Genomic DNA, 19,939 nt, shown 5'->3' with positions numbered 1-19,939 from the left:
GAGTCTCCGTCACCTGAGTGGGGACCGTCACGCTTATCCGCTGAACCGTTGCCGCAACGTCGACGGCAGAGTCGTACGCCCTCTTGCCCAGGACCGGATCCGGTGTCTGCAACACCTTCCGCCACGTATCCAGCTCGGCCACACGCGAATCCCGATGGGCCTCTTCGGACAATGCATGAGCCCAACGTCGCATCGACGTACCCGTAGGTTCGAGAGCTACATCCCCCGTCGCTCCGCTCGCCCCGGCCATCTGGGCCGCAGCCGACACCAGATCCGGAACGATGATTCGCCAGGAGACCCCGTCGACGATCAGGTGATGTGCAGCAATGATCAAGCGCCCGGTGCGAGTGGGACCGAAGTCGACCCACACGAACTGAACCATTACGCCGTCCGCCGGATTCAACCGGCCGAGAGCCTCGTCGAGGCCCTTGGAAGCCGTGAGAACAATTGTCGACTCGTCCGCAGACGCATCAACATCCACGCGGCTGAGCAAATCCTCGACGTCCACGGTTCCAGACTCGGAGACCGACATTCCCCATCCGCGACCATCGGAGATCAACCGCGAGCGGAACATGTCGTGGTGGTCGACGACTGCAGCGAGTGTTCGCACGATGTCGGCTCGCTGCACTCCGAGTGGAAGCTCGAGAGTCATCGTCTGTGTGAATCGGTTGTAGCTGCCACCGCGCTCGACCATGAATCGTTCGATCGGCGTCAACGGCATCCAGCCGACTCCACCGCCCGGCAACTCCTCGAGCACCACCGCGGCCTCGACGTCGGCGGCATACTTCGCCACTTCGGCCAATGCCGCGACAGTCTTGCTCTCGAAGACGTCACTGGGTGCGAATACGACCCCACGTGCCTTCGCACGAGAGACGAGTTGGATGGACATGATCGAGTCGCCGCCCTGAGCGAAGAACGAGTCGTCGGTGCCGATGCGATCCAGGCCGAGAACGTCCGCGAAGATCTCGCTCAGGATTTGTTCCATCTCGGTGACCGGGGCGCGGAATTCCTTGGTCTCGAAAACCGGTGCTGGGAGCGCTTTTCGGTCCAGCTTGCCTGCCGGACTGAGCGGCATGTCCGAGGAGACCATGACCGAAGCCGGAACCATATGGGCCGGAAGGGTTCTGGAGACAAATTCGATCAATTCCGCCGAAGTGACCGAAGCGTGCTTTCCGGTGAACACGTACGACACCAGCGCCGGGGCACCCGACGGCAGGGTCGTACCCATCGTCGCAGCGAACTCGACCTCGGGGTGTGCCGTCAGCGATGCATCGATTTCGCCCAGTTCGATACGGAAACCGCGAATCTTGACCTGGAAATCGTTGCGACCCACGTACTCCACTGCGTAATTGGACGGTGCGGTTCCAGCGACCCAGCGGACCACGTCACCGGTCCGGTACATACGCTCGCCGGGATTACCGTGCGGGTTTGCCACGAATCGCTCGGCACTCAAGCTCGGGCGACGATGATAGCCGCGGGTCACCTGAGGACCGGACAGATACAGCTCGCCTGAGACTCCGAGTGGAACTGGATTGAGTCGTGTGTCCAGAACGAATGCGGCCATGTCACCGATCGTGGCGCCGATGTCCATTCTGTCACCGGGCAGAAGCGGAACGCTGACGTTCGTCACGATCGTCGTCTCGGTCGGGCCATAGACATTCAGGAACGTCCTGGGAGCCGAAGCCGACGCGGCCGATCCGTCCCCTGTCGTCCACTTGCTGATCAGTTCCGGCGAATACGCCTCGCCGCCCACACCTACGACCGACAGGTCGTCCAGGCCGCTCGGGTCCATCGACGCCAGAGCCGCTGGTGTGATGAACGCATGCGTGACTCGTTCGCTACGGAACACCTCAGCCAGTTCGTCGCCGCCGTACACGCCAGGTGGGACGATGACCATCGTCGCGCCGGTGGCCACCGCGAGGAACAACTCGAGCATCGACGCGTCGAAACTCGGTGACGCGAAGTGCAGTGTCCGCGAGGTGGGCCTCACGAGGTAATGCGCGGCCTGAGTGACACTGAAGCTCGCCAGACCGGCGTTGGTCGCGACAACGCCCTTCGGCAGTCCGGTCGTGCCGGAAGTGTAGATCACCCAGGCAGGATGCGCAGTCGTCAGTGGACGGACACGTTCCTCGGCATCTATTGGCGCTCCGGATACTCCGGCGGTCATCTGTTCGCCGCGCGGACCGTCCACGACCAACCACTCGACGTCGTCGGTGAGATTCGCACGTTCGACGTCGAGGGTCAGGCCTACCTTTGCACCCGAGTCGCTGAGCATGTGCGCGATACGATCTGCAGGATAGTGCGGATCGATCGGAACGACCGCTGCCCCAGTCTTCGACACTGCCCAGACCGCGAGTACCGATTCGACGGATCGCGGAATCGACACCGCAACAAGATCTTCAGCCCCGAGACCACGATTGATCAAGACGCGGGCCAGCTTCGACGACCACTCGTCGACCTCGCGATACGTCATGGAACGACCGGCAGCGGCCTGCGCCGTGCCGGGGTAGCGCAATGCGACATTGTCCGGGTAGCGCGCAGCAGCGTCGGCAAGAATCTCGGCCAACGGCGCCTGCGCTACTCCTGAAGATGCCCTCTGGCTCGTCAGAACCTCACGCTCGGACGCGTCGAGGATTTCGATGTCACCCACTGAATTCGCGGGGTCCGTCGCAATTCCGTTCAGGATGCGCATCAATCGTGCGGCGAATCCGCGGACGGTCGATTCGTCGAACAGATCCGTCGCGTACGTGAACGTCGCCGACAGCCCTTCTGATACCTCACTGATTGTGAGCTGCAGATCAAACTTGGCCACGGTCTCGTCGATTGCGAACTCGGCGGCCGTCAGACCGGGCAGAGTCAACGAGTTCTGACCCAGGTTCTGGAACGCCAATGCCACCTGGAACAGCGGGTGATGTGCCCTCGACCGAACGGGGTCCAGCACTTCCACAAGCCGTTCGAATGGAAGGTCCGAGTGCGCGAACGCCTGAAGATCGGTCTCTCGCGCCGATGACAGAAGTGTGGTGAACGGGGCCGAAGGATCAACCTCGGTACGCAGCACCAAAGTATTGACGAACATTCCGATCAGATCATCGAGTTCGGATTCACCTCGTCCTGCCATCGGCGCGCCGATGGTGATGTCCGTTGTTCCCGACAGACGTGCGAGAAGTGATGCCAGCGCCGAATGGACCACCATGAACATCGACGCATTGTGCTCACGACCGACACCGATCAGCCGCTCGTGCAGTTCCTGGCCGATCGAGAATTCGAATGTTGCTCCCTGACCGGAGAATACCGCAGGCCGAGCTCGATCCCCGGGAAGATTCAACTGTTCGGGCACGCCGTCGAGTGCTTGCGCCCAGTAAGTGATCTGCTGCGCGATGACGGACTGCGGATCGTCCTCGGACCCGAGAATCTCACGCTTCCACAACGAGTAATCCGCGTACTGCACCGGCAACGGCGTCCAGGTCGGAGCCTGGCCGTTGGTTCGCGCGTAGTAGGCGGTCATGATGTCGCGGGTCAGCGGGCCCATCGAGAAACCGTCGGTCGAGATGTGATGCACCACGAATACGAGAACATGCTCGTCGGCCTTGATCTGGAACAGCTTGGCGCGCAACGGAACCTCGGTTGTCACGTCGAAGCCCGTCGCCACGAAGTTCGTTACCTCGGAAACAATCTCCGAATCCGAGACCAAGGTTGCAGCGAGGTTCACGTCGACATCAGCAGGTGCAACGATCTTCTGGTAGCCGACGCCGTCGACCTCGGGGTAGACCGTGCGCAGAACCTCGTGGCGGCCGATAACGTCCGAGACAGCCTGTTCCAGCCCCGACACGTCCAGTTTTCCGGTGAGCGTGATCGCAACCGGAACGTTGTTCCCTGCCGAGTTCGTATCCAACTGGTTGAGGAACCACATGCGCTGCTGCGCCAACGACAACGGAACCTGCGCCGGACGCACCTGCGCAGTCAACGCCGCACGCGAACCACCACCGACATGAGAACCCAAACGAGCAGCCAACGCCTCCACCGTCGACGCCTCGAACAACTCCCGCACACCCACCGACGCATCCAACGCCTGACCCAACCGAGACGTCACCTGCGTCGCAATAAGCGAATTACCACCGAGCGCAAAGAAATCATCATCCAAACCAACACGCTCGACACCCAGAACATCCGCAAACGTCTGCGCCACAACCTCTTCCACCACCGACGTCGGAGCACGGAACACCGCAACCTGCAACGACGGAACCGGCAACGCCCGACGATCCAACTTCCCGTTCACCGTCAACGGAATCGCATCCAACACCACAAACGCCGACGGCACCATGTACTCCGGCAACAACGAACCCACACCGGTGCGGACATCGTCGACCGACACACTCACACCCGCAGCCGGCACCACATACGCCACCAACCGCTGATCACCCGGAGAATCCTCACGAACAACCACCGCCGTCTGCGCCACCGACACATCCGACAACACCGCAGACTCGATCTCACCGATCTCGATCCGGAACCCACGAATCTTCACCTGATCATCCGCGCGACCCAGATACTCCAAATCACCAGCGCTGTTCCACGCCGCGACGTCACCCGTGCGGTACAACACCTCGCCGGCATTGAACGGATTCGCCACAAACCGCGTCGACGTCAGCCCAGCCTGACCCAGATAACCCCGAGCCAACTGCACACCCGACACATACATCTCACCCGCGACACCCACCGGCACCGGAGCCAAACGCGTATCCAACACGAACACCCGCAGACCCGAAATAGCCTGACCCACAACACTCGCCGACGCATCCGCCGCCAACGCAGCATCCAACACACGATGGCTCACATGCACCGTCGTCTCCGTGATGCCATACATGTTCACCAACGTCGGCGCACTGTCACCACGACGCGAATACCAATCCGACAAGCGACGCAGCTCGAGCGCCTCGCCACCGAAAACAACCCACCGCAACGACAACTCAGCAGCCCGACCGGATTCCGACGCCAACCGATCAGCCTCAGCCAACTGATAGAACGCCGACGGCGTCTGATTGAGCACCGTCACCCGCTCAGCAGCAAGCAATTCCAAGAACTGCTCCGGCGACCGCGACGTCACATAATCCACAACAACCAACGTGCCGCCGTACAACAGCGGACCCCACAACTCCCACACCGAGAAGTCGAACGCATAACTGTGGAACATCGTCCACACATCGGATTCGTCGAACCCGTACACACTCTCGGTATTCGCAAACAGCTTCGCCACCGTGATGTGCGGAACCTGCACACCCTTCGGGCGACCCGTCGAACCCGACGTGTAAATCACATACGCAACATTCGACGACCGCAACGGCGCAACACGATCCGCATCCGTCACCACCGAACCATCGAACTCCGACACATCCACCGTGTCGATATCGACCACCGGCAGACCTGCAGGCAACACCAACTCACGCCCGGACCACGAAATCGCAGCCACCGGACCAGCATCGGCCAACATGAACTCGACACGATCAGCCGGATACGACGGATCCACCGGCAAATACCCCGCACCGGACTTCACCACCGCCAACAACGCCACCACAAGATCCGCCGACCGCGGCAACGCCACCGCCACCAACGACTCCGGCCCACAACCCTGAGCAATCAACCTGCGCGCCAAACGATTAGCCCGCACCGACAACTCACCATAAGACAACGACTCGCCACCGAACCGCACCGCAATCCGATCACCAAACCGCGCAGCAGCAACATCGAACCACGCCGACAACGTCGAATCCACACCGCTGTCGACACCCGTGTCACTCCACGCCAGAACACGATCCAACTCACCTGAAGTCAGAACATCCACGTCGCCAACGGCAGCAGTCGGATTCGCGACAACGCCACGGAGGACGGACACGAAGCGATCAGCGAACTCGGCCGCTGTCGACGCGTCGAACAGATCCGTCGCGTAGGTCAGAGTGCCGGACATACCGGCGTCAGCGGCGTCTTCAAGAGTGAATTGCAGATCGAACTTGGCCAGTGCTGCGTCGAATTCCACAGCAGCGGCGGTGAGTCCGGGCAGTTCGAGAGCACTCTGTCCAAGGTTCTGGAAAGTCAATGCCACCTGGAACAAAGGATGACGAGCCTGCGAACGAACCGGATCGAGCGCTTCAACGATCCGCTCGAACGGAACGTCAGCGTGGGCAAACGCCTGCAGATCCACTTCACGCGCAGAAGCCAACAGATCCGCGAACGACATCGACGGATCAACCTCGGTACGCAACACCAAAGTGTTGACGAACATACCGATCAGATCGTCGAGCTGCGCCTCACCGCGACCCGCGACAGGAGCGCCGACTGCGATGTCGGTTGTCGCGGACAACCGTGCCAGCAGCACGGCCAGCGCAGAGTGGACGACCATGAACGGGGTTGCGCCCGTCGCCTGACCTGTTGCTTCCACATCGGCCCACAGTTGCGGGTCGATGGTGAAGGTGTGGGTCGCTCCTTGTCCCGTTGCGATCTCGGGGCGGGTGCGATCACTGGGAAGGTCCAGCTGCTCGGGCAGGTCGGCCAGGGCGTCAGACCAGTAATCGATCTGCTGCGCGATGACGGACTGCGGATCGTCCTCGGACCCGAGAACCTCACGCTGCCACAGTGCGTAGTCGGCATACTGCACCGGCAACGGTATCCAGGTCGGAGCCTGGCCGTTGGTTCGGGCGTAGTAGGCGGTCATGATGTCGCGGGTCAACGGGGCCATCGAGAAGCCGTCGGTCGAGATGTGATGCACCACGAACGACAACACGAAGTCATCATCGGCGACCTGGAACAGCTTGGCGCGCAACGGAACCTCGACGGTGACGTCGAAGCCCTGGGCGAAGAACGAATACAGCTCCGCCTGGATACGGTCGTCGGTGACGCGTTCTGCACCGAGATCGATCGAGACATCTCCTGCCGAGAGGATCTTCTGGTAGCCGACGCCGTCGACCTCGGGGTAGACCGTGCGCAGAACCTCGTGGCGGCCGATAACATCGTGAACTGCCGAATTCAGGGCGGCCAGATCAAGCGCACCCGTGAGCCGAACGGCAACAGGGACATTGTTGACAGCCGATGCCGTGTCGAATCGGTTGAGGAACCACATGCGCTGCTGCGCCAACGACAACGGAACCTGCGCCGGACGCACCTGCGCAGTCAACGCCGCACGCGAACCACCACCAACATGCGAACCCAAACGAGCAGCCAACGCCTCCACCGTCGACGCCTCGAACAACTCCCGCACACCCACCGACGCATCCAACGCCTGACCCAACCGAGACGTCACCTGCGTCGCAATAAGCGAATTACCACCGAGCGCAAAGAAATCATCATCCAAACCAACACGCTCGACACCCAGAACATCCGCAAACGTCTGCGCCACAACCTCTTCCACCACCGACGTCGGAGCACGGAACACCGCAACCTGCAACGACGGAACCGGCAACGCCCGACGATCCAACTTCCCGTTCACCGTCAACGGAATCGCATCCAACACCACAAACGCCGACGGCACCATGTACTCCGGCAACAACGAACCCACACCGGTGCGGACATCGTCGACCGACACACTCACACCCGCAGCCGGCACCACATACGCCACCAACCGCTGATCACCCGGAGAATCCTCACGCACAACCACCGCCGTCTGCGCCACCGACACATCCGCCAACACCGCAGACTCGATCTCACCGATCTCGATCCGGAAACCACGGATCTTCACCTGATCATCCGCGCGACCCAGATACTCCAAATCACCAGCGCTGTTCCACGCCGCGACGTCACCCGTGCGGTACAACACCTCGCCGGCATTGAACGGATTCGCCACAAACCGCGTCGACGTCAACCCCGCCTGACCCAGATAACCCCGAGCCAACTGCACACCCGAGACATACATCTCACCCGCGACACCGACGGGCACCGGAGCCAAACGCGTATCCAACACGAACACCCGCAGACCCGAAATAGCCTGACCCACAACACTCGCCGACGCATCCGCCGCCAACGCAGCATCCAACACACGATGGCTCACATGCACCGTCGTCTCCGTGATGCCATACATGTTCACCAACGTCGGCGCGGAATCACCGCGGCGGCCGTACCAATCCGACAAGCGACGCAGCTCGAGCGCCTCGCCACCGAAAACAACCCACCGCAACGACAACTCAGCAGCCCGACCGGATTCCGACGCCAACCGATCAGCCTCAGCCAACTGATAGAACGCCGACGGCGTCTGATTGAGCACCGTCACCCGCTCAGCAGCAAGCAACTCCAAGAACTGCTCCGGCGACCGCGACGTCACATAATCCACAACCACCAACGTGCCGCCGTACAACAGCGGACCCCACAACTCCCACACCGAGAAGTCGAACGCATAACTGTGGAACATCGTCCACACATCGGATTCGTCGAACCCGTACACACTCTCGGTATTCGCAAACAGCTTCGCCACCGTGATGTGCGGAACCTGCACACCCTTCGGGCGACCCGTCGAACCCGACGTGTAAATCACATACGCAACATTCGACGACCGCAACGGCGCAACACGATCCGCATCCGTCACCACCGAACCATCGAACTCCGACACATCCACCGTGTCGATATCGACCACCGGCAAACCAGCGGGCAACACCAACTCACGCCCGGACCACGAAATCGCAGCCACCGGACCAGCATCGGCCAACATGAACTCGACACGATCAGCCGGATACGACGGATCCACCGGCAAATACCCCGCACCGGACTTCACCACCGCCAACAACGCCACCACAAGATCCGCCGACCGCGGCAACGCCACCGCCACCAACGACTCCGGCCCACAACCCTGAGCAATCAACCTGCGCGCCAAACGATTAGCCCGCACCGACAACTCACCATAAGACAACGACTCGCCACCGAACCGCACCGCAATCCGATCACCAAACCGCGCAGCAGCAACATCGAACCACGCCGACAACGTCGAATCCACACCGCGATCGACCTGGCCAGCACTGAAGCGGGACAGCAGATTTCGTTCACCATCGACCAAAATGTCGACATCACCCACCGCTACTGTGGGATCAGCCGTCACCGCACGGAAGACTCGCACCAACCGATCACCGAACTCCACAACGGTCGACTCGTCGAACAGATCCGTCGCATACGTCAAGGCGGCGGACATTCCTGCGGGTGCGCCGGTCTCGTCGGTTCGTTCGGTCAAGGTCAGCTGGAGATCGAATTTCGCCAACGCAAGATCGGCACTTTCGATCGACACTTCGAGGTCGCCCAGTTCGAGCGTTGCCTGTTCGTGGTTCTGGAACGTCAACGCCACCTGGAACAACGGATGACGAGCCTGCGAACGAACCGGATCGAGAACCTCCACCACACGCTCGAAAGGAACATCCGCATGCGCGAACGCCCGCAGATCCACCTCACGCGCCGACGCCAACAACTCGGCAAACGACATCGACGGATCAACCTCGGTACGCAACACCAAAGTATTGACGAACATACCGATCACATCATCGAGCTGCGCCTCACCACGACCCGCGATCGGGGTACCGACCACGATGTCCGTGGTTGCGGACAAGCGCGAGAGTACGACGGCAAGCGCTGCGTGAACAACCATGAAGGGTGTCGAGTTACTGCTGTGCGCAATCGAATTGACCGCTTTGTGCAGCGCGGCGTCGATATCGAACTCGACCTCCGCACCACGTCCCGATGCGACCTCGGGGCGCGGACGATCACCGTGCAGATCCAACTGCTCCGGAAGATCAGCCAACGCACCGGACCAGAACGCAATCTGCTGCGCGATGACGGACTGCGGATCGTCCTCGGACCCGAGAACCTCACGCTGCCACAACGCATAATCCGCATACTGCACCGGCAACGGCGTCCAAGCCGGCACCGACGCTCGTGTACGTGCTTCGTAGGCAACCATCACATCGCGAGTCAACGGCCCCATCGAGAAACCGTCGGTCGAGATGTGGTGCACCACGAATACCAGGACGTATTCGCTGTCGCCGACTTTGAAGAGTTTGGCGCGCAACGGAACTTCGGACGTCACGTCGAAGCCGTCCGTGGCCAGCTCGGCGACGCCTGCAGCCAAGCGATCTTCGGTGATCGGCACGGGGCTGAGTTCGACCACAACGTCTCGAACGTCGCGGACTTCCTGGTACCCGACGCCGTCGACGTCTGGATACACAGTTCGCAGTGATTCGTGTCTGCCCACGACATCGATCACGGCGGCGTTGAGAGCTGCCACATCGAGGGCGCCCGAAATCCTGATCGCCGCCGGAATGTTGTTCACTGCCGACGCCGGTTCGAACCTGTTCAGGAACCACATGCGCTGCTGCGCCAACGAAAGTGGGATCCGAGCTGGCCGGGGCTGCGGCACCAGTGGCGCTGTGGCACCCGAGCCGGCGTGCAGCTCGAGCCGGACGGCGAGTGACTGCACGGTCGACGCTTCGAAGAGCGCACGAACCGGAACGCTTGTGTCGAGCGCCTCCCCCAACCGAGCGGCGACACGGGTCGCGATCAACGAGTTGCCGCCGAGTTCGAAGAAATCGTCGTCGCGGCCAACCTGTGCGACTCCGAGAACTTCGGAGAACACCTGCGCGACAGTCTCTTCGACGGTTGTGACCGGCGCTTGGTACACCTTGGACTCGAACACGGGCGAGGGCAGAGCTTTGATGTCCGTCTTGCCCGCGGTGGTCAACGGAATCGAATCGAGCACCAGGACCGAGTCGGGAACCATGTAGCCGGTGAGGAACGTCGACACCGACTCGATGACCTGTGCGGGATCCACCTCGGCGCCGGCCTGTGGCACTACGTAGGCAACGAGGCGATCGCCGAAGTGATCGTCGGAGCGTACAAGAGCTACAGCTTGCGCAACGCCCGCGCAACGGGTCAGTGCAGCCTCGATTTCGCCGAGTTCGATACGGAATCCGCGGATCTTGACCTGGAAGTCGCTGCGGCCCACGTACTCCACCGCGCCACCGTCGATCCACCGGACCACATCACCCGTGCGGTACAACCGCTCACCGGGCGCCCCGAACGGGTCCGCGACAAATCGACCCGCCGTCAATGCCGGCTGTCCCAGGTATCCACGAGCGACCTGAATACCCGACACGTACAACTCACCCGCGACACCAACTGGAACAGGCTGCAAGCGGGCGTCCAGGATCCGCGCAGCCATACCCCGAATCGGGCCGCCGATGTTCATACGATCAAACGCGGTCAGCGCATCGCTGATGTTCGACGCGACCGTCGACTCCGTCGGACCGTAAGCGTTGAAGAACCCACGCACACCGCCATCCGGAAGCGGCACCGCCCACCTGGCAACGAGGGACCGCGAACTGGCTTCGCCACCCACGACAACCACCCGCAACGCGTCAAGTCCGCTCGGATCCACCGATGCCAAAGCAGCAGGGGTGACAAACGCATGCGTCACGCTCTCCGACCGCAAGATCTCGGCCAATTCCGCGCCGCCGTACACCGTCGTGGGCGCAATCACCATCGTCGACGCCGCTCCGAATGCCATCAGCAACTCGAGTACCGAAGCGTCGAAACTCGGCGATGCGAAATGCAGCGTCCGAGCATCGGTGGTCAGCGAGTAACGCTCGACCTGCTCGGCGCAGAAGTTCGCCACACCGGCGTTGGTGACCACAACGCCCTTGGGCAGACCCGTGGTGCCGGAGGTGTAAATGACGTACGCAGGCTGCCGCTCGTCGATCGCGCCGCGTCGATCCGAATCGCTCACCGGCGCGCAAGATTCTGCCGCACACGCCGCCACTGTCTTCTCGTCGTCGAGAACAACCCACGTCAACGCCGACGGCAACCCCGCCTCGACGGCACTGAGCGCAAGACCCAGCACCGCACCGGAATCGGTGATCATGTGGGCGATACGGTCAACCGGATACGTCGGGTCGACCGGTACGAATGCCGCACCGGTTTTCGCCACGGCCCACAGAGCGAGAACCGAATCGGCCGAACGCGGAATCGCGATCGCGACCCGATCCTCCGGCCCGACGCCCTTCGCAATCAGAACACGAGCGAGTCGCGACGACCGCTCGTCGAGTTCGCGGTAGGTGATCGACTCGCCGTCGAAGCGAATCGCCTCCGCCGACGGATCCGAAGCGGCCGCTCCGGTGAGGATCTCGACCAGAGTTCCCGAGACCGATTGGCCTCCACGAACATCGACCAGCACACCCCGCTCGGCCGCATCGAGAATATCGATGTCACCGACGACAATCGAAGGAACCGACACAACAGTCTCGAGGATACGAACCAGACGGCGAGCAAATCCCTCGACCGTCGAAACCTCGAACAGATCTGCAGCAAACGTGAATTCGGCCGAGAGCCCTTGCTGGATCCCGTCTTCGCCGATCGACTCGGTTACCGCCAGTTCGAGGTCGAACTTTGCAGTGGTGGTGTCGATTTCGGCGGCCTTGATCGCCAGTCCCGGCAGTTCCAATGCCGTTTGCGCGAGATTCTGCAAGGACAGGACAACCTGGAACAGCGGATGTCGTGCCTGCGACCGGGCCGGAGCCAGGACGTCCACCAAACGCTCGAAGGGTACGTCCGAGTGAGCGAAGGCTCCGAGCGCCGAATCACTCGCCGCGGCGAGCAGATCCGTGAATGCCCGGGCCTGGTCGACCTCGGTGCGCAGAACAAGCGTGTTGACGAACATGCCGACGAGATCGTCGAGCGCCTCGTCGCCGCGACCGGCAACGGGAGTGCCAACGGCGATGTCCGACGTCCCGCTCAGTCGAGCCATCAGAACGGCAAGCGCCGAGTGCAGCGCCATGAAGAGCGTTGCGTTGTTCTCACGTGCCAGCGCGTCCAGTCGACGATGCACATCCCCGGAGATCTCGAACGCGAATCGATCGCCGCGCATCGAGGCCACGTCGGGTCGAGGCCGGTCCGACGGAAGGTCGATCACATCCGGTAGGTCAGCCAGAGTCTCGGTCCAGTAGGAGATCTGCTGCGAAATCAGTGATTCCGGGTCGTCTTCGGACCCCAGGACCTCACGCTGCCACAACGAATAGTCGGCGTACTGAACAGCCAACGGCTGCCACGCCGGCGCAATCCCGTCCTTGCGTGCCGAGTAGGCAATCATGACGTCGCGTGCCAGTGGCGCCATCGACCAACCGTCAGCGGCAATGTGATGAACAACGATCGCGAGGGTGTGCTCGGTGTCGCTGACCGTCAACAGGCAGACACGGATCGGCACGTCGACGGTGACGTCGATCGCCGAGGATCCGATTGCAGCGACTCGACTCTCGAGCTCGGCTGGGTCCGAGACCGACTCGACAGTGAGTCCGGCGAAAGCCTCCGAAAGCGACAGAATCGACTGCTTCGGTCCGGAAGCCCCGTCCGGATACACCGTTCGGAGAACTTCATGCCGGGCCAGTACGTCCTCGAGCGCTATTTCCATCGCGGCCGTGTCGAGATGGCCAGTCAGGTGCAGTGCGAAAGTGATGTTGTAAGCAGCGGAGTCGGTGTCGAAGCGGTTCAGGAACCACATCCGCTGCTGCGCCAACGACAGCGGAATTTCCGCTGGACGCGACTGCGCGACGAGAGCCTTCTGCCCGCCGCTACCCGCGTGCGACTCGATATGGGCAGCGAGCGCCTCGACGGTGGAAACGTCGAAAAGCGTCCGCACCGGCACGGTGGTATCGAGCGCCCGTCCCACCCGAGAAGTGACCTGAGTGGCCACCAGGGAGTTGCCACCGAGTGCGAAGAAGTCGTCGTCGAGGCCGACTCGTTCCACACCGAGAACGTCCGCAATCACCTGCGCGACAATCTCTTCCACCGGCGTGGTGGGCGCACGGAACTCGCGAACCTCGAACACGGGTTCCGGCAGAGCCCTTCGATCCAGCTTACCCACCGGAGTCAGCGGAACTTCGGCGAGTTCCATGATGACGGAAGGAACCATGTAGCTCGGTAGAGTCTCGGCTACGAACGAGATGAGCACATTCGGATCGAAGCTCGAACCGTCAGCCAGTTCGACGTAAGACACGAGAGCTGTGACGCCCGCAGCGCCTTCGCTTCCGACCGTCACCGCGAAGCGCACAGAATCGTGCGAAGACAGAACTGCGTCGATCTCACCGAGCTCGATGCGGAAGCCGCGAACCTTGACCTGGAAGTCACTGCGGCCGACGTATTCGAGAACCTCCGCGTCAGCGGTCGAGTCTCCGCCTGTCCAGCGCACGACATCGCCGGTCCGATACATCCGCTCGCCGTCCGGCGAATACGGGTTGGCGACAAATCGTTCTGCGGAGAGACTTCGCCGCTCGTGATAGCCGCGAGCCAATGCAGCGCCCGCAAAGTAGAGCTCTCCCCTGGTGCCGACTGGAACCGGGTGCAGACGCTCGTCGAGTACCAGTGCAGACATGCCCTCGACGGGACGCCCGATGTCGATCGATCGGGCGACCGCTAGATCGCCGAACGACGAGATGATTGTGGTCTCGGTCGGACCGTACCCATTGAAATAGGCGCGCCCTGGGGCCCATTTCGCCAACAACTCGGGAGTGGTCACGTCACCGCCGACGGAGACGACGCGCAGGTCAGGAAGCTCTGCAGGCTCCATGGTCCCGAGTACGGCGGGTGTGATGATCGCGTGGGTGACCTTCTCTGCATGAAGAAGATCCGACAACTCGTGTCCGCCGATAATCGTCGACGGAACGATCACCAATGTTGCACCCGCTGAGAAGGCGACCATCCATTCGAGCACTGACGGGTCGAAGCTCGGTGAACAGATATGCAGGAAGCGCGAGGACTGTTCTACCCCGTATCGACGCTGGGCTGCGTCCCTGACCCCACGGAGACCACCGTGAGTGACGCTGACGCCCTTCGGTTTTCCCGTGGAGCCGGATGTGTAGATGACATATGCCACGTGAGAGCTGTGAATCGGAACGATTCGGTCCTCGTCCGTGACGGGCGCTGACGATTGTGCCGAGACTTCCCCGGTCAGCGTCTGGTCGTCGAGGACCAACCAATCGGTGACCGCAGGAAGCTGACCGACGAACTGTGACGAGGTGAGTCCGATCGCGGCCGATGAATCGGCCAGCATGTGCCGGACACGATCTTCCGGATAGCTCGGGTCAACAGGCACGTAGGCCGCCCCTGACTTCGCCACCGCCCATACCGCACAGACCATGTCGTATGAGCGAGGAAATGCGAGAGCGACGATGGTCTCGGGGCCTGCGCCACGTCCGATCAAAACTCGTGCGAGCTTCGACGACTGCTCGTCGAGCTCGCGGTAGGTGATCGATCGACCGTCGAAGCGCACTGCGACCGAGTCCGCCTCAGCCGTGCCGGACAGGAAGATGTCGACGAGACTCTGTCGCGGCATCGTGTCATCAGAGGCAACGACCGTCAGATCAGTGCGCTCGGAGCGTGAGAGCAGGTCTATATCACCGACGACTGTTTCAGGTCGGGTAGCCACTGCATCGAGAATGCGCACGAACCGAGTGGCGAAAGTGTTGACTGTGGCCGGATCGAACAGGTCCGTGGCGTAGGTGAAGGTGGCGCTCAAGACGTCGGAGTCTTCGGTGCCTTCGGGATTCTCGGACACCATGAGTTCGAGATCGAATTTGGCGACCGGTACTTCCAATTCGGCTGCAACTGCTTTGACACCCGAGAATTCCAGTTCGCGTCGTCCACTGATCTCCGCAGTGAGCGCAACCTGGAACAGCGGGTGACGAGCCTGCGAACGCGCCGGGCTCAGAACCTCGACGAGCCGCTCGAATGGCACATCGGCATGCCCGTAGGCAGACAACCCCGACTCTCTCACCCGAGCGAGTAATTCGTCGAATCGTTCGTTCGGATCGACCTCGGTGCGAAGCACCAGAGTGTTGACGAACATCCCGATGACATCACTGAGCGCTTGATCGTTTCGCCCACCGATCGGGGCACCGATCGCGATGTCTGAGGTACCACTGATCCGGCTCAGCAGCGTTGCATATGCCGCCTGCAACACCATGAACAGCGAGACGCTCCTCGAGCGCGCCAACTCGTTCAACTTGCGCGTCGTGCGTTCGCTGATCTGAAAATGGTGCTTGGCACCGTGATTGGACGCGATGGCAGGACGAGGTCGATCGGTCGGCAGATCCAACTGATCCGGCAGATCGGCAAGTGCCCGGCGCCAGAAGTTGATCTGGCGAGACGACTCCGAGCGCGGGTCTTCGTCGGATCCCAGTGCTTCGCGCTGCCACAGCGCGTAATCGGCGTACTGAATCGGCAGCGGCGTCCACGCCGGCGCCGACTTCTCACTTCGCGCCGAGTATGCGACGAGAAGGTCACGTGCGAGCGGACGGAACGACAATCCGTCTGCCGCGATGTGGTGGAGAACCATCACCAGGACGTAGTCCGTCGGAGACACCTCGAAGAGAGCAACCCGTACCGGGATTTCGAGCGTCACGTCGAAGCCGCGAGACGCCACGTCGAACAGGGCCGAATCGAGATGCGAATTCCGAATCTTGACCGGGTTCAACTCCACCGCTGCACGGTCTACCGGCAGAACAAGCTGTTGCGCAGTTCCGTCGACATCAGGGTAGATCGTCCGCAAGGACTCGTGCCGCTCGAGAAGGTCCATCACCGCGGCATGCAGGGCGGACGGGTCCACCGAACCGGTGAGCCGGACCGTGAACGGAAGATTGTATGCGGGCGTCGACGGATCGAGGCGGTTGATGAACCACATGCGCTGCTGCGCAAGCGAGAGCGGGACGACCTCGGGACGAGGCTTGGCGACCAGCGGGGTGAGCTGCCTGGCGTTGCCCGCCACCGACTCGGCGCGGGCCGCCAAGGTAGCGACCGTGGTGGACTCGAAAAGCTCTCGAACGCCGAGTTGCACTCCCAAGGCGGAACCCACGCGGGTCACCAACTGTGTTGCAACCAGAGAGTTTCCACCGAGTTCGAAGAAGTCGTCGTCGATACCGACGCGCTCGACACCGAGAACGTCGGCAAAGACGTCAGCGACAACCCGCTCGATTTCGGTGCGGGGCTCGCGGTACTGCTTCGCACTCGCGAACACCGGCTCGGGCAACCCGGCACGATCCAATTTGCCACTCGTGTTGAGCGGCAACGCATCGAGCACCATCAACGCGGCGGGAACCATGTACGACGGGAGGCTTCGACCGGCGAACTCACTGAGCACCGCAGCATCGATGTTTCGGCCAGGGCCCGGCACGACGTAGCCGACCAATTGATCACCGGTCGGGGTGACGGTCACCAAGACAACAGCCTGGGAAACGTCGGGGTGTGCCAGAAGGACAGTCTCGATTTCGCCGAGCTCGATGCGCTGCCCACGGAACTTCACCTGGAAGTCGGTACGCCCGATGTAGTCGAGGTTTCCGTCCTCACGGCGGCGGACGAGGTCGCCGGTCCGGTACATACGCTCACCGGCCGTGCCGTACGGATTGGCTACGAACCGATCCGAGCTCAGGTCCGGTCGACCCACGTACCCGCGCGCGAGTTGAACGCCGGCGAGATAGAGCTCACCCGGCTGCCCGATGGGGGTCGGGCGAAGTTGTCCGTCCAGTACGTGCGCCTGAGTGTTCCACTGCGGCATACCGATCGGCACAGAAGTGGTATCCGAGGGCACGGCCTCGTAGTACGTGACCGAAACCGCGGCTTCAGTCGGACCGTAGAGGTTGTGCAATCCGGCTCCACAGAGTTCACGGAAGGCCGAAGACGTCTCGGGCGGGAGCGCCTCGCCGATGACGAAGACGTGACGCAACGAATCACAAGATCCGGCAGGTGCATTCGCCGTGAACAGCGTGAGCATGGATGGCACGAAGTCGGTGATCGTGACGCCGAGCTCCGCGATCTTGTTCGCGACGTAGATCGGGTCCCGATGGCCGTCCGGAGTCGCGACGACGAGCGTGGCGCCAACCTGCAACGGCATGAAGAATCCCCACAGCGACACGTCGAATGTCGTGGCGGTCTTCTGCAGGTAGATATCCGACGCAGAAAGCTCGTACTCGGCGTTCATCCACTGAAGCTGATTGTTGATCGCTGCGTGAGTGACCGCGACCCCCTTGGGGCGACCGGTCGATCCCGAGGTGTAAATCACGTACGCAGTGTTCGAGAAATGCAAGGGAGACAAGCGATCTGCGTTGGCGATCGGCCTGCTGTCGAGCTGTCCGTAGTCGAGAGTGTCGATTTCGATCACCCGCGTGCCCTCGGGCAGATCCACGTCGTCTCGCGCAGTAGTCACAACGCACGTGGGCTGCGCCGACTCGAGGATGTAGGCGGTGCGGTCGGCTGGATGGTCGGGATCCACCGGCACCCAGGCTCCGCCGGCCTTGGCAATCGCGTACAGACCGACCATCAAGTCCAGAGACCTGCGGATCGAGAGCCCCACAAGCGATTCGGGTCCGACACCCATGGAGATGAGCTGACGGGCCAAACCGTTTGCGCGGGAGTCGAATTCGGCGTACGTCAGTCTGTCGCCTTCGAAAACCACAGCGGTGGCATCGGGAGTCCGCGCAACCTGACGCTCGAAGGCTTCGATGATGGTCTGCGAGGCAACCTGGAAGCCGGTGCGGTTCCACAAAGCGACCTTGTTCCGCTCCTCATCGGTTGCGACAGGGAGATCCCATACTTTGCGGCTCGTTTCGGCCGAGACGAACTTCTCGAGGAACTCCACGAACCGTGAGTGATTTCGCTGGGCGTCAGCGGGCGCGTACAGATTGGGATTCGACTCGAAATCGATGTGCGTGCGGGTATCGCCGACGCTCTGGTAGAGGTTGACACCGAGGTCTTCGATCAAACCCGTGGACAGGATGTGAAGCTCGCCGACAAGGGGCCCGAACGCCAACTCCGTGGAAAACATCATGATGTTGATCCAGGGACCGAAGAATCCGCCCCGGCCCGGCCCGTCACCGCCGCGGACCATGTCCTCGTGTCGGTACCGCTGATGGCGCAGCGCGCCGGACATTTCGTTCCTGACGTCGTCCAGAAGATCCTGGACGGTGGTGTCCGCAGTGACGGTCAGTCGCAGCGGAACGACGTTGGAGACCATGCCACCGGATCGGCGCAGCACGGCTGTCGTTCGACCGGAAACGGGCAGACTCAGCGACACGTCCTCTCGTCCGGTCATCTGAGCGAGGTACGCCGCAAAAGCCGCGACGACCGTTCCGGCAACCGTGGTCTTCTCCACGCGTTCGAGGAACCGCCCGAGCAGCGCCTCGACGTGGTTGGACAGCGCTGCGCTGTCGATCCGACTGACGGGAGCCGGCGCGGCACTGCGACCCGCGAGGCTCGAGATCTCGTCGAGATTCTCGATCTTGTCGGCCCAGTACTTGCGATCGGTTTCGAAACGACTCGACTGGCGGTACTTGTTGTCCACCTCGTAGACGTTCCAGAGATCGGAGGCCTCGCTCGGCTCCGGTTCGCGACCCTCCACGCGCGCCGAGTACAACTCCGCCACACGAGTGACGAACGTCGATGCACCGAAGCCGTCGAGAATTGTGTGGTGGACCCGCGTGTACCAGTAGTAGCGGTTCTCGCCGAGACGCAGAATCGTGGCAGAGATCAGTCGGTCCGTGAGCATGTCGATCGGCCGACTGCGATCTGCTCGCATCCACCGCATGGCCGCGTCGTGTGAGTCGTCTTCACTACGGAGGTCGACGTAGCCGACCGAATCATCGAGTGTGGGGTCGATGATCTGGTACGGCTGGGCGTCGATCTCGAAGATCCGGACGAAGGCCGACCCGATTTCGCGACCGGCGTCTGCGCAGGCCTGACGAAGGGCGTCAAGCTCCAGAGCACCACGGAGTTCGACGTACTGAGCGATGTTGACCGGAACTGCAGGATCAAGATGCTGCGCGAACCACATACCGAGCTGGGCCGCGGAAAGCGGGAATGCGTCGGATCGCTGAACGTCTTCCGGCGAGCTGCCGACCTCCGGCTTGCCGCTCCCCAGTTCTCCGTTACCCAGCGAATTCAC

The 19,939-nt window shown here is 62.0% G+C and carries 1 protein-coding gene (running past one end of the window); it reads right to left on the bottom strand.

Features of this window, described 5'->3' with window-relative positions; all coding sequences use genetic code 11:
• Positions 1-19,939, bottom strand: partial view of a non-ribosomal peptide synthase/polyketide synthase gene (locus tag ACSW29_RS10445; protein ID WP_448277175.1) — the 5' portion only. Its footprint begins 8,804 nt before the window's first position; the window shows 19,939 of its 28,743 coding nt (coding positions 1-19,939); its start codon is at positions 19,937-19,939; the stop codon falls past the left edge of the window.

Source organism: Rhodococcus sp. GB-02 (genome assembly GCF_053470465.1).
This window is presented reverse-complemented; position numbering and strand designations above follow the sequence as displayed.